The organism is Micromonospora sp. WMMD964, assembly GCF_029581455.1.
GTDB lineage: Bacteria > Actinomycetota > Actinomycetes > Mycobacteriales > Micromonosporaceae > Micromonospora.
On record NZ_CP120860.1, the window covers coordinates 6,736,198 to 6,755,655 of the forward strand.

General features: G+C 70.3%; 20 protein-coding genes. 2 read left to right on the forward strand and 18 right to left on the reverse strand.

Annotated elements, in window-relative coordinates; genetic code table 11:
• Positions 1-33: 33 nt before the first annotated feature.
• On the reverse strand, positions 34-1,476 hold the full coding sequence (murA, locus tag O7616_RS30705) for a UDP-N-acetylglucosamine 1-carboxyvinyltransferase (RefSeq protein ID WP_282305083.1): 1,443 nt from the start codon (positions 1,474-1,476) through the stop codon (positions 34-36).
• On the opposite strand from murA, the gene O7616_RS30710 reads away from it, so the two are divergent.
• Positions 1,475-2,047: a cob(I)yrinic acid a,c-diamide adenosyltransferase gene (locus O7616_RS30710; RefSeq protein ID WP_282256927.1), complete on the forward strand. Its 573-nt coding sequence runs from the start codon at positions 1,475-1,477 to the stop codon at positions 2,045-2,047. The genes murA and O7616_RS30710 overlap by 2 nt on opposite strands.
• Positions 2,048-2,294: 247 nt before the next feature.
• On the opposite strand, the gene O7616_RS30715 is transcribed toward O7616_RS30710, so the two are convergent.
• From O7616_RS30715 to glyA, 13 genes are all read right to left on the reverse strand, one after another.
• Positions 2,295-2,750, reverse strand: a complete 456-nt coding sequence (locus O7616_RS30715; protein ID WP_282256926.1) for a DUF2550 domain-containing protein — start codon at positions 2,748-2,750, stop codon at positions 2,295-2,297.
• Positions 2,751-2,762: 12 nt separating this feature from the next.
• Positions 2,763-3,044 (reverse strand): F0F1 ATP synthase subunit epsilon, encoded by a 282-nt coding sequence (locus O7616_RS30720; RefSeq protein ID WP_278141402.1) that lies wholly within the window; start codon positions 3,042-3,044, stop codon positions 2,763-2,765.
• A gap of 88 nt (positions 3,045-3,132) precedes the next feature.
• A complete protein-coding gene (locus O7616_RS30725) occupies positions 3,133-4,275 on the reverse strand; it encodes an LCP family protein (RefSeq protein WP_282305085.1) in 1,143 nt (380 codons plus the stop codon).
• Between the two features lie 221 nt (positions 4,276-4,496).
• Complete coding sequence (gene atpD / locus O7616_RS30730) at positions 4,497-5,933, reverse strand: F0F1 ATP synthase subunit beta (RefSeq protein WP_282256924.1); 1,437 nt, start codon at positions 5,931-5,933, stop codon at positions 4,497-4,499.
• Positions 5,933-6,862, reverse strand: coding sequence for a F0F1 ATP synthase subunit gamma (locus O7616_RS30735; protein ID WP_282305086.1), 930 nt, complete (start codon positions 6,860-6,862; stop codon positions 5,933-5,935). The genes atpD and O7616_RS30735 overlap by 1 nt, the downstream gene beginning before the upstream one ends.
• Positions 6,863-6,866: 4 nt before the next feature.
• Positions 6,867-8,519, reverse strand: a complete 1,653-nt coding sequence (gene atpA / locus O7616_RS30740) for a F0F1 ATP synthase subunit alpha (RefSeq protein WP_282305088.1) — start codon at positions 8,517-8,519, stop codon at positions 6,867-6,869.
• Between the two features lie 167 nt (positions 8,520-8,686).
• Entirely contained in the window at positions 8,687-9,508 is an 822-nt protein-coding gene (locus O7616_RS30745; protein WP_282305089.1) for a F0F1 ATP synthase subunit delta, read from the reverse strand.
• Positions 9,508-10,047, reverse strand: a complete 540-nt coding sequence (locus O7616_RS30750; protein WP_139582689.1) for a F0F1 ATP synthase subunit B — start codon at positions 10,045-10,047, stop codon at positions 9,508-9,510. The genes O7616_RS30745 and O7616_RS30750 overlap by 1 nt, the downstream gene beginning before the upstream one ends.
• A 26-nt stretch (positions 10,048-10,073) precedes the next feature.
• On the reverse strand, positions 10,074-10,307 hold the full coding sequence (locus tag O7616_RS30755) for an ATP synthase F0 subunit C (RefSeq protein WP_030488047.1): 234 nt from the start codon (positions 10,305-10,307) through the stop codon (positions 10,074-10,076).
• 66 nt (positions 10,308-10,373) lie between these two features.
• Positions 10,374-11,171, reverse strand: coding sequence for a F0F1 ATP synthase subunit A (gene atpB, locus O7616_RS30760; protein WP_282305090.1), 798 nt, complete (start codon positions 11,169-11,171; stop codon positions 10,374-10,376).
• Between the two features lie 11 nt (positions 11,172-11,182).
• Entirely contained in the window at positions 11,183-11,419 is a 237-nt protein-coding gene (locus tag O7616_RS30765) for an AtpZ/AtpI family protein (protein ID WP_282256918.1), read from the reverse strand.
• A gap of 182 nt (positions 11,420-11,601) precedes the next feature.
• Positions 11,602-12,027 carry a hypothetical protein gene (locus O7616_RS30770; RefSeq protein ID WP_282305091.1) on the reverse strand — a complete coding sequence of 142 codons (426 nt, stop codon included), beginning with the start codon at positions 12,025-12,027 and terminating at the stop codon, positions 11,602-11,604.
• On the reverse strand, positions 12,020-13,309 hold the full coding sequence (glyA, locus tag O7616_RS30775) for a serine hydroxymethyltransferase (protein WP_282305092.1): 1,290 nt from the start codon (positions 13,307-13,309) through the stop codon (positions 12,020-12,022). The genes O7616_RS30770 and glyA overlap by 8 nt, the downstream gene beginning before the upstream one ends.
• A 200-nt stretch (positions 13,310-13,509) precedes the next feature.
• Here glyA and O7616_RS30780 point away from each other — a divergent pair, with 200 nt between their 5' ends.
• Complete coding sequence (locus O7616_RS30780; protein WP_282305093.1) at positions 13,510-14,973, forward strand: SDR family oxidoreductase; 1,464 nt, start codon at positions 13,510-13,512, stop codon at positions 14,971-14,973.
• Positions 14,974-14,985: 12 nt separating this feature from the next.
• Here O7616_RS30780 and O7616_RS30785 read toward each other — a convergent pair whose 3' ends face one another.
• The 4 genes from O7616_RS30785 to prmC all read right to left on the reverse strand — a co-directional run bounded on the left by O7616_RS30785 (position 14,986) and on the right by prmC (position 19,413).
• Complete coding sequence (locus O7616_RS30785) at positions 14,986-17,100, reverse strand: transglycosylase domain-containing protein (RefSeq protein WP_282305094.1); 2,115 nt, start codon at positions 17,098-17,100, stop codon at positions 14,986-14,988.
• 106 nt (positions 17,101-17,206) lie between these two features.
• Entirely contained in the window at positions 17,207-17,818 is a 612-nt protein-coding gene (locus tag O7616_RS30790; RefSeq protein ID WP_282256913.1) for a phosphotyrosine protein phosphatase, read from the reverse strand.
• Positions 17,819-18,466 carry an L-threonylcarbamoyladenylate synthase gene (locus O7616_RS30795; RefSeq protein ID WP_088987874.1) on the reverse strand — a complete coding sequence of 216 codons (648 nt, stop codon included), beginning with the start codon at positions 18,464-18,466 and terminating at the stop codon, positions 17,819-17,821.
• Positions 18,466-19,413 (reverse strand): peptide chain release factor N(5)-glutamine methyltransferase, encoded by a 948-nt coding sequence (gene prmC, locus O7616_RS30800; protein WP_282256912.1) that lies wholly within the window; start codon positions 19,411-19,413, stop codon positions 18,466-18,468. The genes O7616_RS30795 and prmC overlap by 1 nt, the downstream gene beginning before the upstream one ends.
• Between the last annotated feature and the right edge of the window lie 45 nt (positions 19,414-19,458).

Genomic DNA, 19,458 nt, shown 5'->3' on the forward strand with positions numbered 1-19,458 from the left:
GGCCCCTCGGCCGTCCTCGGTCGTCCTCGGTCGTCAGATCTCCAGCGACGGTTCCTCCGGCGTGGTGCCCCGCTCGACCGCCACCCCGAGCGCCCGCAGGTCTGCGACGAAGTCCGGGTAACCCCTGTCGACGTGGTGCACGTGGGAGACCTCGGTGACCCCCTCCGCGCAGAGCCCGGCGATGATCAGCCCGGCGCCGGCGCGGATGTCGGTGGCCCGTACCGGCGCACCGGAGAGACGGTCCCGCCCACGGACCACCGCGTGGTGCCCGTCGGTCTTGATGTCCGCACCGAGCCGCATCATCTCGTTGGCGAACATGAACCGGCCATCGAAGATGTTCTCGGTGATCAGGGAGGCGCCGTCGCTGACCGCCGCCAACCCGATCGCCATCGGCAACAGGTCGGTGGCGAAGCCGGGGTACGGCAGCGTCACGACGTCCACCGCCCGGGGCCGGTCGTCCATCCGTACCCGGAAGCCGTTCCCCCGCGTCTCGACCAGGCCGCCGGCCGCGACCACCTTGTCCAGCGCGACCTCCAGGTACCCCGGGTCCAGCCCGGTCACCGTCACGTCCCCCCGGGTCATCGCGGCCCCGAACGCCCAGGTGCCGGCGACGATCCGGTCCCCCACCGTGGCGTGCCGCACCGGATGCAGACCGGGAACCCCGGTGATCCGCAACGTGGACGTGCCCGCGCCGACGATCCGCGCGCCCATCTGGCTGAGCATCGTGCAGATGTCGACGATCTCCGGCTCCCGGGCCGCGTTGTCGATGGTCGTGGTGCCCTGGGCGAGCACCGCCGCCATCACCAGGTTCTCGGTCGCGCCGACGCTGGGGAAGTCCAACACGATGTCCGCGCCGCGCAGCCCGTGCGGGGCCGAGGCGATGACGAACCCGTGCTCACCGGAGATCTCCGCACCCATCCGGGTCAGCCCGGAGATGTGCATGTCCAGCCCACGCGAACCGATGGCGTCCCCGCCGGGGTGCGCCACCCGCACGTACCCCCGGCGGGCCAGCAGTGGGCCGAGCACGCAGATCGACGCGCGCAACCGGCGGACCAGGTCGTAGTCGGCGTCGGCACCCGGCTGTTCGGGCACGTCGATGGTCACCGAGCGGGACCGGGCGACCCCGCCCTGGGCGACCATCGGGTCGACCGGGTCGTCCGCGTCGAACCGGACGTCACAGCCCAGCCGGCGCAGCACCTCCCCCATGATCGCGATGTCGGTGATCCGCGGGACGTTCGTGATCACGCTGCGGCCGGGCGCGAGCAGCGCGGCGGCCATCAGCTTCAACGCCGAGTTCTTGGCACCGACCACGTGCACGGTGCCGGCCAACCGGGCGTCACCGTGCACCCTGATGACGTCGACGTCGTTGACCGCCGGGTCGCCCGCGTCGCCGGGGCCCACCACCACCGGCCAACCGGCGCCGCTGTCCGGCCGCGTCGGGATCGTCAGGTCGGGAATCCGTAGGCTGTGCGTCATGGCCGTCCACCTCACGCGCATCTACACCAAGGCCGGCGACGCCGGCATGACCAGGCTGAGCAACAACGAACAGGTGCCGAAGACCGATCCGCGCATCGCCGCGTACGCGGATGTCGACGAGTGCAACGCGGCGATCGGCGTCGCGATCGCGCTGGGCCACCTCGACGAGGAACTGCGGTCCGTGCTGGCGTCGGTGCAGAACGACCTGTTCGACGTCGGCGCCGACCTGTCCACCCCGGTCGAGCCGGAGCCGAAGTACCCACCGCTGCGGGTGACCGAGGAGTACGTCGAGCGCCTGGAGGGTTGGTGCGACGAGTACAACGCGCGCCTGAGCAAGCTCGACTCCTTCATCCTCCCGGGCGGCACCGCTGGCGCGGCGTTGCTGCACGTGGCACGGACCATCGCCCGGCGAGCCGAACGGGCGGCCTGGGCGTTGGTCAGCCACGATCCGGAACGAACCAGCACGCTCCCGGCAAAGTATCTCAACCGGCTCTCCGATCTGCTCTTTATCCTGTCAAGAACGGCAAATCCGGCTGGAGACGTGCTATGGGTGCCGGGCGGCAAGCGCTGACCGTCGGCGCTGCGCACCACGTGTAGGCGGGTTCCCGCCCCTGGCGGGATGGCTTGTCATCTCGGGCAGGGGTGGGTTCCCCGTTCCGCCGCCGCCACGCCTGAAAACGCTGGCTTCTCGGCGGACGCTCGTCGCGGCCGGGTGATCGACACCAGTTCGGCGATGTGGTGGCGACCTACTGACTCGGACACCGCCACATCGGCGATACGGTGTCGATCAAGCTGGCCGTGCGCTGCTTGGGCCGCCCTCAGGCGGCCGGCCAGTCCTGGGAGGCCACACGTGGCGAGACCGCCCCCGGAGGGGCGGCCTCGAGCCAGGAGAGAAAGCCGGTGACCGTCGATCGCGCCATGGCGATCTCCACCGGTGCGTGGTGACTGGTACAGCGGAGGATCACCCAGTCGGCCGGCATGGAGAGCCGTTCCTGACCCTCCGGCAACCGACGGCGTTCCACCGCCAGCCCCTTGCGCGACAGCACCCGCTTGGGCCGGATCGCGAAGCTGAACATCCGATACCAGCGCAGCTCGTCGTCGGCGAACCGGCCGAAGCCGGGCGACCAGCCACGTCCGTCGAGCATGGTGGAGACCCGGACACTGAGCCGGATGATGCCACCGCTACGAGTGACCAGGGCTCGCCGGACGAAGAGGATGAGGAGCGCGACGAGGATGAGGCCTACGCCGATCCCGAAACCTTCGACGATCTCCATCCCCGGTGTGACTCAGCGGCTCGGCGCGGAAACCGGGGTTGCGCTCTCGGCCAGCACGGTGACGCCGTCGGCGCTCACCGAGAGGAAGCCGCCAGCCACCTCGTAGGAGACCTGCTCGCCACCGGCGAGCTTGATGCGGACCTGGCCGGGCTCGGCGAGCTGGCCGAGCAGCGGCGCGTGACCCGGCAGGACACCGAGCTCGCCCTCGGTCGTCCGGGCGACGACCATCTCGGCCTCACCCGACCAGACCTTCTCCTCGACGGCGACGAGCTCGACGTGAAGCTGCTGTGCCACGCTGTCTCCTTGCTGCGGCTACGGATTGCCGAAAGTCTAGCCTGACGCCGAGGCGCGCCTGACGCGGGTGGCGACAACGGCGCCGCGGCTACTTGGACTTGTTCACGAATTCCGGGTGCTCCAGCAGGAACGGGTCGAGTTGCTCGTTGTGCAGGGCGGTGAAGAAGTCCGAGACCCCCTCCTGGAACTGCTCACCCAGGTACCTCTTGCCGTCGTACACCCCGCCACCCGGAAGCTTGATCATCTCGATCGTGTTCGGGCGGATGTCCTTCAGGGCGAGCCCGAAGTCGACAACACTGTTGCCCCGACCGTTGAAGATCAACGACTGACCGGCGGCGCGGAGCACCTTGTCGAGCTTGACCGGGTTGGACACCACGTCGGCGCTGAACGCCTGGCCGACCATCGCCTTGACGAACTGCTGCTGGTGACGCTGCCGGCCGTAGTCCGAGTCGGGAACGCCGTTCTTCGGGTAACGCTGCCGCACGTAGTCCAGTGCCTGCCACCCACTCAGGTGCTGGTTGCCCTTCTTGTACACCGCCTGCGGGCCGATGTAGCCCTCACCGCGGGGGTTGCCCGGGCGAGCCTTGCCGTCCGGCTGCTTGTGCTCGGACCGCACGTCCCGCTCGATGTACATGTCGACGCCACCCATGGCGTCGACGATCTTCTGGAAACCGCTGAAGTTGATGATCGCGCCGGCGTCGAAGCGCTTGATGCCCGTCACGTTCTGCACGGTGGTCGCCAGCAGCTCGAAGCCCCGGGCCGCGTCGGGGTTCGCCCCGGGGACCTTGCTGCCGTGCGACATGGCAGCGTTGATCTTCGTGGTCTCGCCCAGGAACTCGGCCTTCTTGAACGGCGGGATGCGCACGTAGAGGTCCCGAGGCATCGAGAACAGGTAGGCGCGGTCCATCGACGCCGGCACGTGCAGCACCATGATCGAGTCTGCCAGGGGCGCCGCCGTCGGCGTACGCGGGTCGATGCCGACCAGCAGGATGTTGAGCGGCCCCTTGATCTCGCTCTTCTTCGCCTGGGCACCCGCGGCCTGGTCGCCGAACAGGTCCGCCTTTCCGACGGCACCCTCGTAGCGAGCCATCAGCACCTCGGTGCCGACCAGGACGGCCCCACTGAGCACTGTCAGCACGGTGCCGAACACCGTGCAGATCTTGGCCCAACGCGGCACACCTCGCCAGACGGACGACCTGCGGCCACTCTTGCCGGCCTTACCCACGAGCATCTCCGTTCGTTACGCCCACGGGGGAAAGACGGGCGCACGTCGTCGAAAGGTTGCAAGGATCAACGCTCGTTCGGGTGAGCGCGGAACCGACCGTATCTCGGATTGCTCGGAAGCGACGAGCACCAGTAACGGACCGCGACGATGATAGGACGCGAACATGAACAAAAGACTGCCCCGGCATTGCCGGGGCAGTCTTTTTGTTACGGATCCGATCGGGCTGGTCAGCCCTTCATCAGCTCCTCAGCCTTCTTCTCAAGGTCCTCGAGGCCGCCGCACATGAAGAACGCCTGCTCGGGGAAGTGGTCGTACTCACCCTCGCTGATCTTGCGGAACGCCTCGATGGTCTCCTTGATCGGGACCGTCGAGCCCGGCACGCCGGTGAACTGCTCCGCCGCGTACGTGTTCTGCGACAGGAAGCGCTCGATCCGCCGGGCCCGGGCCACGGTGATCTTGTCTTCCTCGGAGAGCTCCTCGATACCGAGGATGGCGATGATGTCCTGCAGGTCCTTGTAGCGCTGCAGGATCCGCTTCACCTCGGTGGCGACCTGGAAGTGATCCTGGCCGACGAACTCCGGGGCGAGGATCCGGGACGAGGACGCCAGCGGGTCCACGGCCGGGTAGATGCCCTTGTCGGAGATCGACCGCTCCAGGTTGGTGGTCGCGTCCAGGTGGGCGAACGTGGTGGCCGGGGCGGGGTCGGTGTAGTCGTCCGCCGGCACGTAGATCGCCTGCATCGAGGTGATGGCCTGACCCCGGACGGAGGTGATCCGCTCCTGGAGTTCGCCCATCTCGTCGGCCAGGGTCGGCTGGTAACCCACGGCGCTCGGCATCCGGCCGAGCAGGGTGGAGACCTCCGAACCGGCCTGGGTGAAGCGGAAGATGTTGTCGATGAAGAGCAGCACCTCCTGCTTCTTCACGTCGCGGAAGTACTCCGCCATGGTCAGCGCGGAGAGCGCCACCCGCAGACGCGTGCCCGGCGGCTCGTCCATCTGGCCGTAGACCAGCGCGGTCTTGTCGATGACGCCCGACTCGGTCATCTCGGCGATGAGGTCGTTGCCCTCACGGGTGCGCTCACCCACGCCGGCGAAGACCGAGGTACCACCGAAGTTACGGGCGACACGGGTGATCATCTCCTGGATGAGCACCGTCTTGCCCACGCCCGCGCCGCCGAACAGGCCGATCTTGCCGCCCTTGACGTACGGGGCGAGCAGGTCGATGACCTTGATGCCGGTCTCCAGCATCTCGGTCTTCGGCTCCAGGTCCGCGAAGGCCGGGGCCTTGCGGTGGATACCCCAGTGGTCGTCCGGGGTGAGGGTCTCGCCCTCGGTGAGGTTGAGCACCTCGCCGATCGCGTTGAACACGTGGCCCTTGACCGCGTCGCCCACCGGAACGGTGATCGGCGAACCGGTGTCACGAACCTCCGCGCCGCGAACCAGACCGTCGGTCGGCTGCATCGAGATGGCACGGACCAGGTTGTCACCCAGGTGCTGGGCGACCTCCAGGGTCAGCGTCTTCTCACCGCCGGACAGGTTCACGGTGACGTTCAGGGCGTTGAACAGGGCCGGCATGGCGTCGCGCGGGAACTCGGCGTCGACGACCGGGCCGATGACCCGGACCACGCGACCCGTGGCCGTCTTGGTCTCCACTGGTGCAGTCATCACACTTCACTTCCCGACGCGGCCAGCGCGTTGGCGCCGCCGACGATCTCGCTGATCTCCTGGGTGATCCCGGCCTGGCGGGCCGAGTTCATCTCACGCGTGTACTTCTCGATCATCTCTTCGGCGTTGTCGGTGGCGCTCTTCATCGCCCGCCGCCTCGCCGCCGACTCACTCGCCGCCGACTCGATCAACGCCGCGTAGATCCGCGTGTTGATGTACCTCGGCAGGAGCGCGTCGAGCAGCGCCTCCGCCTCCGGCTCGAACTCGTACGCCGGCAGCAGCCCCTCGGAGCGCGGCCGGTCCTCCACCTGCATCGGACCGATGACCTTGGTGACCGGGTTCTGCGTCATCAGCGAGTGGAACTCGGTGTAGACGATGTGCAACTCGTCCACGCCCAGCACGCCGTCCGCGCCGGCACCGCCGTCGACGTCGTCCGCACCGGCGGTGAACGCCTTGATCAGCGTCTCCCCCACGGCGCGGGCGTCCTCGAACGACGGCTGCTCGCTGAAGCCGGTCCAGTTCGCCTCGATCGGCCGGTTGCGGAACCGGTAGAACCCGACGCCCTTACGCCCGATGACGTAGAGCACCGGCTCCTTGCCGTCCGCCTTGAGCCGCGCGATCAGCGACTCGGCCATCCTGATCGCGTTGGAGCTGTAGCCGCCGGCCAGGCCACGGTCGCTGGTGACCAACAGGACGCCGGCCCGCCGCACCCGCTCGCGCGGGGTGAGCAGCGGGTGGTCGATCCGGGCGTTGGACGCCAGCGCCGTGAGCACACCGGTGATGGCCTGGGCGTACGGCAGGGACGCCTGCACCCGGGCCTGAGCCTTGGCGATCCGGCTCGTCGCCACGAGCTCCATCGCCTTGGTGATCTTCTTCATCGACTTCGCCGAGCGGATCCGTTGACGAAGAACGCGTACCTGGGCCGCCATCAGATCAGCTCTCGGCCGGGCGGTCGGTCGCGCCGTCGCGGAAGCGGGTCACCGTCTCGCGGTTCTCGTCGCCCTCGAGCGGAGCGGCGGGCGCGTCGTTGACAGTGCGCTCGTCCTCCTTGTTGAGGAAGACCTGCTTGAACTCGGCGATCGCCGAGTCGAGCGAGTTGGTGATGTCGTCGTTCCACTGGTTGTCGGCGATGCCGGCCAGCACACCCTCGTGCTTGTGCCGCAGGTACTGGAGGAACTCCGCCTCGAAGCGCCGGATGTCACCCACCGGGACGTCGTCCAGCTTGCCCTCGGTGCCGGCCCAGACCGAGACGACCTCCTCCTGCACCGGGAACGGCGAGTAGTTAGCCTGCTTGAGCAGCTCGACCAGCCGGACGCCACGGTTGAGCTGGTTCTGCGACGCCTTGTCCAGGTCGGAGGCGAAGGCGGCGAACGCCTCCAGCTCGCGGTACTGGGCCAGGTTGAGCCGCAGCGACCCGGAGACCTTCTTCATCGGCTTCACCTGAGCGGCGCCGCCGACCCGGGAGACCGAGGTGCCGACGTTGATCGCCGGACGAACGCCCTGGTTGAACAGGTCGGTCTCCAGGAAGATCTGACCGTCGGTGATCGAGATGACGTTGGTCGGGATGAAGGCCGAGATGTCGTTGGCCTTCGTCTCGATGATCGGCAGACCGGTCATCGAGCCGCCACCCAGCTCGTCGGAGAGCTTCGCGCAGCGCTCCAGCAGACGCGAGTGCAGGTAGAAGACGTCACCCGGGTACGCCTCACGGCCCGGCGGGCGACGCAGCAGGAGCGACACGGCCCGGTACGCCTCGGCCTGCTTGCTCAGGTCGTCGAAGACGATCAGGACGTGCTTGCCGCCGTACATCCAGTGCTGCCCGATGGACGAGCCGGTGTACGGGGCCAGGTACTTGAAGCCGGCCGGGTCGGACGCCGGCGAGGCGACGATGGTCGTGTACTCCATCGCGCCCGCCTCCTCCAGCTGCCCCTTGATCGAGGCGATGGTGGAGGCCTTCTGGCCGATGGCGACGTAGATGCAGCGAACCTGCTTCTTCGGGTCGCCGGTGCGCCAGTTGTCCCGCTGGTTGAGGATGGCGTCCAGGGCGACCGTGGTCTTGCCGGTCTTCCGGTCACCGATGATCAGCTGCCGCTGGCCCCGACCGATCGGGGTCATCGCGTCGATGGCCTTGATGCCGGTCTGCAGCGGCTCGAACACCGACTGCCGGGCCATCACGTTCGGAGCCTGCAGCTCCAGCTCGCGGTACCCCTCTTCGGCGATGTCGCCGAGGCCGTCGATCGGCTGGCCGAGCGCGTTGACCACGCGGCCGAGGAAGGCGTCACCAACCGGAACCGAGAGCACCCGGTCGGTGCGCTTGACCCGCTGCCCCTCCTCCAGCTTGGCGGAGTCACCGAGGACGACGACGCCGATCTCCCGCACGTCGAGGTTCAACGCCACGCCGAGCGTGCCGTCCTCGAACTCCAGGAGCTCGTTGGTCTTGGTCGAGGGCAGGCCCTCGACGTGGGCGATACCGTCACCGGTGTCGGCGACGGTGCCGACCTCCTCGCGGGAGACGTCGGACGAGTAGGAGGAGACGTAGCGCTCCAGGGCGCCGCGGATCTCCTCCGTCGAGATGGTCAGCTCGGCCATCCTCTGCTTCCTTAAAATTCAGGGGCCCGGGATACCTAGTACCAACCGGTCCGAATGGCGTCTGTCAATCCGGGCGCTGGGCGGCGGTGCCGCCCGGATGCGCTGGGCGGCACAACCGCCCCGACACTGGGCGGCTGAACCGCTCAGCCGCTGGGCGGCGGAGCCGCTCAGCGCTTCGCGAGCGCGTTGCGGGTCTCGTTGAGGCGGCGCAGGATGGTGCCGTCGTACAGGTCGGAACCGACCCGGACGCTCACGCCACCGAGAACGGCGGGGTCGACCGTCTGCTTGACGGACACCTCTCGACCGTATATCGCGGTGAGGCTCGCACCCAGCCGACGCTCGTCCTCGTCACTCAACGGGGCCGCGACGGTCACGTACGCCACCTGCCGGTCGCGCCGGTCGGCGGCCAGCTCGACCAGCCGGGTGAGCGCCCCGCTGAAGGAGCGTCCCCCGAACCCGCCGATCGCCGCCTCGACGAGGCGGACGGTGACCGGGCGGGCCTTGTCGGCGAGCAGCTCGCGGGCCAGGGTGGCCCGCTGCTCGACCGGAGCCACCGGGTCGGCGAGCGCGTTGCTGAGCGCCGGCTGACCGGTCACCACCTGGCCGAAGCGGAACAGCTCGTCCTCGACCTCGCCCAGCTCGCCGGCCTTGTCGGCGCTGGCCAGCAGCGCCTCCACGCCGAGGCGCTCGGCGCCGTCGAGCAACTCCGACGGTGCCGACCAGCGGCCGGAGACCAGCGAGACGAGCAGGTCGAGCGCGTCCGCGCCGATCCGCCCACCCAGCATGTCGCCGAGCAGCGCCCCGCGATCCTCGCCGGACCGGGCCGGCTCGGACAGCGCCCGGCGCAGCCGCGGCTCACGCCGCAGCAGCCCCGCCACGGAGAGGATGGCGTCGGCGGTGGAGGTCACCGCCGACGGCTCCGCGCCGCGGACGTACGCGTCGAGGCGCTCGGCCGCGACCTTGTACGACTCCCGGCTGGCGGCCTGCATCAGCGGGCCCCCGTGCTCTCGAGACCGCTCAGGAACCGGTCGACGGTGCCCTTGCGCCGTGCCTCGTCGGCCAGCGACTCGCCGACGATCTTGCTGGCCAGGTCCACCGCGATGGTGCCGACCTCGGCGCGCAGCTCGCGCACGATGGTGGCCCGCTCGGCGGCGAGCGCGTCCTTGCCGGCCTGGATGACCCGGTCGGACTCCTCCCGCGCCTTGGCGAGGATGTCCTGCCGGATGCCCTCGGCGTCGGCCCGAGCGTCGTCACGGATCTTGGCGGCGTCGGTCCGGGCCTCGGCGAGCTGGGCACGGTACTGCTCGAGCAGCTGGTTCGCCTCGGCCTGGGCGGCCTCGGCGCGCTTGATGCCGCCCTCGATCGCGTCGACCCGAGCCTGGAACGTCTGCTCCATGCGCGGGAAGACGAACTTCATCAGCACGAAGCAGAGCACGGCGAAGGCCACCGACCCGACGACGATCTCCTGCCAGAGCGGGATGATCGGGTTGTGGGTGGACTCACCACCCTCAGCGGCGAGGAAGTACATGGTTACCTCCCGGTCTAGGGGCGGGATCAGCCGGCCCAGATGAAGCCGAAGGCGATGCCCAGCAGCGCCAGCGCCTCGATGACGGCGAAGCCGATCCAGACGTACGGCAGGGTCATCCGGGACGACTCCGGCTGGCGGGCGGTCGACTGGATGTAGGCGGCGAAGACCAGGCCGACGCCGATGCCCGGGCCGATGGCCGCGAGGCCGTAGCCGATGGCGGCGGTGCTGCCCTCTACCGCGGCGAGAACGCTAGCGTCCATTGGTGTGGTTCCTCCTGGTTATCACGCGTGACTCTCACGCGGGACGACAACGGTTGGTGCGGTGGATCAGTGCTCGTCGGCGAGCGCGCCCTGCACGTAGCTGGCGGTGAGGACGGTGAAGACGTATGCCTGCAGGCAGATCACCAGGAACTCGAGGAAGGTGAGCGCGATGGTCATCACCCAGGAGAGCACCGAGACCGGGGCCAGCCAGGCGTTGGCGCTCAGCATCGCGAAACCGCCGAGCGTGAAGACCAGCAGGAGCATGTGACCGGCGAACATGTTCGCGAAGAGACGAACCGCGAGCGAGAACGGCCGGACGATGAAGGTCGAGAAGAGCTCGATCGGGATCAGCAGCGGCAGGATGTACCACGGTGCCGGCGGGATCAGCGAGTTCTTGAAGTACTTGACGAAGCCGTGCTTCTTGATGCCGACGTAGTTGAACAGCACGTAGCTGATCACCGCGAGGATCGCCGGGAAGGCGATGTGCGAGTTCGGCGAGATCTGGAAGAACGGGATGATCGCGAACGCGTTCGTCAGCAGCACGAAGCAGAACAGCGTGGTGAAGTAGGGCGCGAACCGCACGCCCGCGTGGCCGATCATGTCGACGGCGATGTTGTTGCGCACGAAGCCGTAGATCGACTCGGCGAACCACTGCTTCTTCGTCGGCACCAGCTGCGGGTTCCGGTAGGTCGCCAGGAAGAAGATGATCAGGACGCCGACCGCGATCCAGACCATCGCCGTGATCTTGGTGAACCAGTACGAGTTCTCCGCACCCCAGGGCAGGATGGCGGGCAGGTAGAAGTCGTCCACCGTGGGGGGGAATCCCGCCTGGCCCGCTGCCAGAACGTTCGCCTGTCCGAACACCGCGTCCCTTCCTAAGTAGGCGTGCCGAGTCGGCGGACGACCAGGATGATGCCCCCGGCCATACCGAGCACGACGCCGATCCCGGTGGCGACGCCGCCGGTGTCGAGCCACTGGTCAATCAGCCAACCGATGAAACCCCACACGAGCATGCCTCCGATGAGGTAGCTGAGCGCGGTCCAACCCTGACCGGCACCGGACGGAAGGTCGTCCGGTTCACCGGCGGGACGGGGGGTTTGGTCACCAGCCATGACGGGGCGAACGATATCAGCCGGGAAGACGAGGCTGTGCCTCACCCCCCGCACAACCGTCGTTGTGTGGGCTTCTCGTGGGCGCCGTCGTCTGTGGGCACGCTACTCCCCTTCCGCCCGTCGGAAAATGACCGGAGGCCGACACATTGCCGCGCGTCCAGAAAGTGGGACGACCCGCCGGGTCAGCGGTGCGCCCGGCGAGCGTGCACCGTGGTCAGCCACCAGATGTGCACCGCCGTCCACACTGCCACCCCGGCGACGATGCCGAGGCAGAGCGGGATCAACCCCGCCCAACCGGTGGACGCCACCGCCACCAGCACCCCACCCAGCAGGCTGAACTTCAGCACATACAGGCCCACGCCGAGCGGGAGCAGCAGCTGAGGGTTGACCTGGTCGGCCCGGGCCAGCACCACCGTGGTCAGCGTGTAGCTGAGCACCGTGACGCCCACCCCGGCCGCCGCGCCGACCGCCGCCGTCGGGCCGCCGGTCACCGCGCCGACGACGGCCGCGACCACGGCGAGCGCCACCGACGCGGCCAACAACACCGGCAGGTGCCGCAGCCGCCAGCGCCGGTCGCTGTCCGGCTCGACCACCCCGGGCTCAGCCACGGGGGTACGCCGGAAACGCCGCGACCAGGTCGGCCACCTCGGCGCCCAGCCGAGTCAACTCGTCGGTGCCACCGGGCGCACCGGGATCGGTGCGTACCGCACGGGCGATCAACGTGGCCACCTGCCGCAGCTCCCCCTCGCGCATCCCCTGGGTGGTGACGCTCGGCGTGCCCACCCGGATGCCGGAGGCCACCATCGGCGGCTGCGGATCGTACGGGACGGCGTTCTTGTTCAGGGTGATCGACGCGGCGTCGCAGCGTCGCTCGGCGTCCGCGCCGGTCACGCCCAGCTCCCGCAGGTCGATGAGCGCGAGATGGGTGTCGGTGCCACCGGACACGGGGCGCATCCCCTCGTCGGCCAGCCCGGCGGCGAGCGCCTGGGCGTTGCGGACGACCTGACCGGCGTACGTCTGGAACTCCGGCTGGGCGGCCTCGCGCAGCGCGACGGCCTTGGCCGCGACGGCGTGCATCAGCGGGCCACCCTGGGTGAACGGGAAGACCGCCTTGTCGATCCGCTGGGCCAGCCCCTCGCGGCACAGGATCATGCCGCCGCGCGGCCCGCGCAGCACCTTGTGGGTGGTCGCGCAGACGACGTCGGCGTACGGCACCGGGGACGGGATCGCCCGGCCGGCGACCAGGCCGATGAAGTGCGCGGCGTCCACCATCAGGTACGCGCCGACCTCGTCGGCGATCTCCCGGAACCGGGCGAAGTCGATCAACCGGGGGTACGCGGTGGCACCGCAGATGATCAGCTTGGGCCGGTGGGCCCGGGCGAGGTCCCGGACCTCGTCGTAGTCGATCAGCTCGGTGTCCGGCCGGACCGGGTAACCGACCGGGTGGAACCACTTGCCGGAGAAGTTCACCCGGCTGCCGTGGGTGAGGTGGCCGCCGTGCGGGAGGTCCATCGCCAGCACCGTGTCCCCCGGCTGCACCAACGCGGCGTACGCGGCCAGGTTGGCGCTCGCCCCGGAGTGCGGCTGGAGGTTGGCGTGCTCGGCACCGAAGAGTTCCTTGGCCCGGGCGATGCCGATCTCCTCCGCCCGGTCCACCTCGGCGCAACCGCCGTAGTAGCGCCGACCCGGGTAACCCTCGGCGTACTTGTTGGTCAGCGTCGAACCGAGCGCGGCCAGCACCGCCGGCGAGGTCAGGTTCTCGCTGGCGATGAGCTGAAGGCCGCCCCGCAACCGGTCCAGCTCACCGAGGACCACCTCGGCGATCTCCGGGTCGGTGGCCCTGAGCTGCGCGAAATCCGGCCCCCAGAAGGTGCTCGTCTCGGTCTCCACAGCGAACGAGTCTAGGGCCTGTTGCACAAGGGCGGCCGAGCCGAGGCGGAGTCCGGGCGGCGATCCGGCAAGGCGCGGTCACGTCCGGATACCGGTGTCGTATCCGGGCGTGACCGCAACGCCGCCGGGCGTCGTCCGGGCCCGCCGCAGGCCGGCCAGTTCTTGTGCAACAGGCCCTCGGACGCCGCAGACTGGGAGCCGTGAGATGCCTCGTCACCGGAGCCACCGGGTACATCGGCGGGCGGCTGACGCCCCTGCTGCTCGCGAACGGGCACACCGTCCGCTGCCTGGCACGTAAGGCGATGCGACTGCGGGACGTGCCCTGGGCGGAAGCCGCCGAGATCGTCGAGGGCGACCTCAGCAAGCCGGAGACGCTGCCGGCCGCGTTCGCGGACGTGGACGTCGCCTACTTCCTGGTCCACTCGCTCGGCCGACCGGACTTCGAGGAGGCCGACCGGACCGCGGCGACCAACTTCGCGACGGCGGCCCGCGCTGCGGGCGTACGCCGGATCGTGTACCTGGGTGGGCCGGAGCCGGCAGCCGACGCGGAGGTCCCCTCCCCGCACCTGCGCTCCCGGGCCGAGGTGGGCCGGATCCTGCTGTCCAGCGGGGTGCCCACGGCGGTGCTGCGCGCCGCGGTGATCATCGGTTCCGGCTCGGCGTCCTTCGAGATGCTGCGCTACCTGACCGAGCGACTTCCCGCGATGATCACCCCGCGCTGGGTCCGCAACCGGATCCAACCGATCGCGGTCCGCGACGTGCTGCACTACCTGGCCGGCTGCGTCGAGTTGCCGTCGGAGGTCAACCGGGGCTTCGACGTCGGCGGGCCGGACGTGCTGACCTTCAGCGACATGATGCAGCGCTACGCCCGGGTGGCCGGGTTGCGGCGGCGGATCATCCTGCCGGTCCGCCCGCTCACCCCGTCGCTCTCCTCGCACTGGGTCGGCCTGATCACCCCGGTACCGAACAAGATCGCCCGCCCCCTGGTGGAGAGCCTGATCCACGAGGCGGTCGCCCACGAACACGACATCGCCCGGTACGTCCCCGACCCGCCCGACGGGCTGACCGGCTTCGACGAGGCGGTGGCGCTGGCCCTGGCCAAGGTGCGCGACGCCCAGGTGGAGACCCGCTGGTCGACGGCGAGCGGCCCGGACGCGCCCGCCGAGCCGCTGCCCAGCGACCCGGACTGGTCCGGCGGCACCGCCTACACCGACGTCCGCGAGCGGGCGGTTGACGCGTCACCGGCGGCGCTCTGGCGGGTCGTCGAGGGCGTCGGCGGCGAACACGGCTGGTACTCGTTCCCGCTCGCCTGGTCCGTCCGGGGCTGGCTGGACCGGCTGGTCGGCGGGGTCGGGCTACGCCGGGGCCGACGCGACCCGCACCGCCTCCAGGTCGGTGAGGCGTTGGACTTCTGGCGGGTCGAGGAGATCGTCCCGGGCGAGTTGCTACGACTGCGTGCCGAGATGCGGCTGCCCGGACGGGCCTGGTTGGAGATGCGGGTGGTGCCGACCGACGACGGCCGCAGCCGGTACCAGCAACGCGCCGTCTTCCTGCCGCGTGGCCTGGCCGGGCACACCTACTGGGGCTCGGTCGCCCCCTTCCACGCGGTGGTCTTCGGCGGAATGGCCCGCAACATAGCCCGCAACGCCGAACAGCCCCCCTGACCCGACCCTGGGTCAGTTGCCGGTGCGGGCTCCGGTGATCTGGAAGGCGGTTCGCTCGCTGGGCGGGACGAAGTCGCGTACCGGTTGGTCGCGCAGCCCGACGACGAGCACCTCGCCGACCGCGTCCACCATCCGGGCCTGCACCGCCTGACCGACCGCGTCCCGGGGGTCGTCCGGGTTCGCCGCCATCGAGGCGACCGCCAACTGCGGGGTGAACGCCACCACCGTCTCCGTCTCGTACCGCTCCGAGCTTCCGGTCTTGCCCGCCACCGGGCGGCCGACCTGCGCGCGCAGTCTCGGCGCGGTGGCGCCGTCGCATCGCCCGTACATCGACTGGTCGCCGACCGGGCAGCGCGCCGCGTCGGTGGCCGCCCGGGCCACGTCGGCGTCGAGCACCTGGCGGCAGTCCGGCTTGGCGGCGTCGACCGGCCGACCGCCCGAGTCGGTGATCGAGACCACCGGCAGCGGGGCGCACCAGGTCCCCTCGGCCGCCACCGTGGCGTACGCGGTGGCCAGGTCGAGCGGGGTGGTGGCGGCCACGCCCAGGGTGAACGGACCCCAGTTCTTCGCGCCGTTCCGGGCCAGGTCGGCGTCGGACTCGGCCCGCAGCACGATGCCGAGCCGCTCGGCCATCTCCACCACCCGGTCGGCGCCGATCTTCTCGGTCAGCCAGGCGAAGTACGTGTTCACCGAGCGTCCGAACGCGCTCCACATGGTGCGGGGGCCGTCCATCGACGACGGGCTGGCGTTCGCCGGACACCAGCGGCCGTCGCAGCTCGCCTGCCCGGTCACCGGGAAGCGGGTGAGCAGTCGGGTGGGTGCCACGAACTCGGTCGACAGCGGCAGGCCGGACTCCAACGCGGCGAGCATGGTGAAGAGCTTGAACGTCGAGCCACCCTGGTAGCCCTCGATCGCCCCACCGCCGGCCACCAACTGGTTGACCGTGTTCGGGCGGTTCTTCTGCCCCACCGGGTTGTCCTGCACGCTGTAGGCGCGGTTCACCGACATGGCCAGCACCCGACCGGTGCCCGGCTGCACCACCGCGGTCGGCACCGCCTCCGCATCCGTCGGCCGGTAGATCTTCAGGACCTGCTCGGTGGTGGCCCGCTGCACCGCCGGGTCCAGCGACGACACGATGGAGAACCCACCCCGGCGCAGCGCCCGCTGGCGCTCGTCGGCGCTCGCCCCGAACGCGGACTGGCTGCTCCACCAGCGGGTGAACCAGTCGCAGAAGAAGCCCCAGTCGTTGTGCGCCTCGGGCACCCCCGTGCAGTCGTTCGGGGTCTCGCTGGGTTGCAGCCGCAACGGTTCGGCCCGAGCCGCCGCCGCCACGTCCGCCGGCACCTGGCCCGACTCCACCAGCCGCTCCAACACGTACGCCCGCCGCTCCAGCGCGCTGTCGGCGTCGCCGTTGATCGGGTCGTCGCTGTCCGGAGAACGGACCAGGCCGGCCAGCAGCGCCGCCTGGGCCAGGGTCAGCTCGGCCGGGGACCGGGAGAAGTAGCGCTTGCTCGCCGCCGCGATGCCGTACGCCCCGGCGCCGAAGTACGCGATGTTCAGGTAGCGGGTGAGGATCTCCTCCTTGTCGAGTTCGCGCTCCAGCGCGAGGGCGTACCGCATCTCCTGGAGTTTGCGCACGGTGGTGACCTCGGTGGCGGCCATCCGCTGCGCCTCGGTCAGCCGTGGGTCGCTGCTGAGCACGTTGCGGACGTACTGCATGGTGAGCGTGCTCGCGCCCTGCACGGTCCGGCCGCCGCTCTTGTTGGCGGTGAAGGCGCGTGCCACGCCCCGCAGGTCGACGCCACTGTGCTGGTAGAACCGGACGTCCTCGGCGGCCACGATCGCCTGCCGCATCACCGGGGCCACCTCGTGCAGCGGCACGTCCACCCGGTCCTCCTGGTAGAACGAGGTGATCAGGGTGGTGCCGTCGCTGGCGTAGAGGTTGGAGCGCTGGGCGGTCGGCGGCGTCCGGAGGGTGTTCGGCAGCTCCGAGTACGGCGTGGACAGGTTGCTGAAGCCGATCCCGAAGGCCAGCGCCGCCGGCAGGGCGGCGGCGGCCAGCACCAACCCGGCCAGCACTCCGGCGATCACCACGGTCAGCAGTTTGTCGAGATGGGCCCGGATCATCAGCTCTCCCCGCAGGAGCCGGTCACGCTAGGACCCGTTCAGAATGACCCGGAATGCCCTTTTAGCCCCTGGTTTTCCCCAAACCCGGAGGAAACTCGCACCGGGCTCAGGGGAGCAGCGCGCCGGCCAGCGGGTGGACCGTCTCCTCGATCTCGTCGGCGACCCGGCTGAAGCACTGGTCCCCGCGACCCCACGGGTCGTCCAAGTCGTCGGTGGGCAACGAGGACGCCCCCAACCGGGCGTCGTGAGCCGCCGCCACCAACGCGACGCCCCGCGCGTACACCGCCTCCGGGGTCGCCTCGGCCGACGGCAACGCGGCGGCGTCCACCGCGGCCAGCATCCGGCCGAACTCACCGAGCACGAACGTGCGGGCCGCCGCGTCCGGCCGCAACGCCACCACGTACTCCTGCTGGTCGGCCGTCGCGGTCAGGACCAGGTCGGCGGCGTCGATGTGGTCCGAGCGCAACTTGCGCGCCGCGAACCCCTCGACGTCACCACCACGACCGGTCACCTGCCGCGCCGCCGGCGGGTTCATCTCCTCGCCCGCGTGCCAACCACCGGTGCCCGCGCTGTGGCTGTGCACCAGCTCCTCGGCCCGGGCCGGATCCTCCGCGCGCCGCGTCAAACGCTCCCGCACCGCCAGGGCGAGCAGCCGCTCCGCCATCGGCGAGCGGCAGATGTTGCCCATGCAGACGTGCAGAACCGTGAACGGGGGCACTCAGACCCCCCGACCGTCGACGAGATCCGGTACGACGTCGCGCAGCTTCTCCAACGGGATCGCCCCGGCGCGCAGCAGCTGGGGCACCTCACCGGTCAGATCCACGATCGTGCTGGGCACCGGGTCCGGGCAGGGGCCCGCCTCCAGGTAGGCCCGCACCGAGTAGCTGAGCTGGTCACGCGCCTCCTCGGCGGTCACCGCGGCGGGCTGCCCGGTCTTGTTGGCCGACGACACCGCCATCGGACCGGTCTCGCGCAGCACCTCCAACGCCACCGGGTGCAGCGGCATCCGCACCGCCACCGTGCCCGTCTTGTCACCCAGGTCCCACTGGAGGCTCGGCGAGTGCTCGATCACGATCGTCAGAGCACCCGGCCAGAACGCCTCGACGAGATCACGAGCGGCCGTGGGCAGCGAGAAGACCAACCCGTCCAGGGTGTGCCGCGAGCCGATCAGCACCGGCGGCGGCATCTGCCGACCCCGGCCCTTGGCATCCAGCAACGCCTTGACCGCGTACGGGGTGAACGCGTCCGCGCCGATCCCGTACACGGTGTCGGTCGGGAGGACGACCAGCTCGCCGTTCTTGACCGCCTCGATCGCCGCAGCGATGCCGCGGTCCCGGTCGGCGGGCGACCGGCAGTCGTAGAGCATCACGAGGAGTCAGTCTGCCACGCCGCCCCGATCGTGGCGTCCTGGCCGTCCGCCCGTCGGGACGCGGTGGCGAAGCGGGGCCGCCCGACGAGGTCCCGATGCTCGGTGACAGCGTCGAAACCGCCCTCCTCGGCGAGCAGCCTGGGCACCGCCGAGCCGTGCGTGTCGTCGTGTTCGACACCGAACGCGCCGCCGGGGCGCAGCAGGGCCGCCGCGCGGGTGACGACCGGCCGGATCACCGCCAGACCGTCCGCGCCCCCGAAGACCGCCTCCGCCGGGTCGTACGCGGCCACCTCCGGCGGGACCACCACCTCGTCCGGCACGTACGGCGGGTTGCACAGCAGCACGTCCACCCGGCCCACCAGCTCCGCCAGCAGATCCGGCGCGGTCACGTCGGCCTCGACCACCTCGATCGGCCGGTCCCCCGCCCCGGCCCGCTCCGCCGCGTTGCGCCGCAACCAGGCCAACGCCTCCGGGGACCGCTCCACCGCGATCACCCGCGCCCCCGGCAACTCCTGAGCCACCGCCAGCGCGATCGCGCCCGAGCCACTGCACAGGTCGACAACCACCGGGTCGGGCCGCCCGCGAGCCTGCTCGACACCCCACCCGGCGAGCAACTCGGTCTCCGGCCGGGGTACGAAGACACCCGGGCCGACCGACAGCTCCAGATGCCGGAACCCGGCCCGACCGGTCAGATGCTGCAACGGCTCCCGCCCGGCCCGACGACGCGTCAACTCGTCCAGCCGCGCCACCTGGTCGACGCCGAGATCGTCGGCGAGCGCCAGCCGGCCCCGGGGCACCCCGAGCACGTACGCGGTCAGCACCTCGGCCTCCACCCGGGCCGAGCCGACCCCGGCGGCGGCGAGCACCCGGGCCGTCCGGGCCACCGCGGCGGACGGCCGGATGGGGCCTGTCCCTTCGGGGGGGTGTTGCGGCAAAGTACTCACGACATAATCATGAAGCGTCGCGGGCGACGTGACGAACTGGTGCGC

What these genes read in the sequence shown, in the direction of transcription:
- O7616_RS30715 (WP_282256926.1), bottom strand. Translation starts at nt 2,750, where the DNA reads ATGGAGATCGTCGAAGGTTTCGGGATCGGCGTAGGCCTCATCCTCGTC.
- murA (WP_282305083.1), bottom strand. Translation starts at nt 1,476, where the DNA reads ATGACGCACAGCCTACGGATTCCCGACCTGACGATCCCGACGCGGCCG.
- atpA (WP_282305088.1), bottom strand. Translation starts at nt 8,519, where the DNA reads ATGGCCGAGCTGACCATCTCGACGGAGGAGATCCGCGGCGCCCTGGAG.
- O7616_RS30765 (WP_282256918.1), bottom strand. Translation starts at nt 11,419, where the DNA reads ATGGCTGGTGACCAAACCCCCCGTCCCGCCGGTGAACCGGACGACCTT.
- atpD (WP_282256924.1), bottom strand. Translation starts at nt 5,933, where the DNA reads ATGACTGCACCAGTGGAGACCAAGACGGCCACGGGTCGCGTGGTCCGG.
- O7616_RS30745 (WP_282305089.1), bottom strand. Translation starts at nt 9,508, where the DNA reads ATGCAGGCCGCCAGCCGGGAGTCGTACAAGGTCGCGGCCGAGCGCCTC.
- O7616_RS30785 (WP_282305094.1), bottom strand. Translation starts at nt 17,100, where the DNA reads ATGATCCGGGCCCATCTCGACAAACTGCTGACCGTGGTGATCGCCGGA.
- O7616_RS30710 (WP_282256927.1), top strand. Translation starts at nt 1,475, where the DNA reads ATGGCCGTCCACCTCACGCGCATCTACACCAAGGCCGGCGACGCCGGC.
- O7616_RS30725 (WP_282305085.1), bottom strand. Translation starts at nt 4,275, where the DNA reads ATGCTCGTGGGTAAGGCCGGCAAGAGTGGCCGCAGGTCGTCCGTCTGG.
- O7616_RS30755 (WP_030488047.1), bottom strand. Translation starts at nt 10,307, where the DNA reads ATGGACGCTAGCGTTCTCGCCGCGGTAGAGGGCAGCACCGCCGCCATC.
- O7616_RS30750 (WP_139582689.1), bottom strand. Translation starts at nt 10,047, where the DNA reads ATGTACTTCCTCGCCGCTGAGGGTGGTGAGTCCACCCACAACCCGATC.
- O7616_RS30795 (WP_088987874.1), bottom strand. Translation starts at nt 18,466, where the DNA reads ATGCTCTACGACTGCCGGTCGCCCGCCGACCGGGACCGCGGCATCGCT.
- O7616_RS30735 (WP_282305086.1), bottom strand. Translation starts at nt 6,862, where the DNA reads ATGGCGGCCCAGGTACGCGTTCTTCGTCAACGGATCCGCTCGGCGAAG.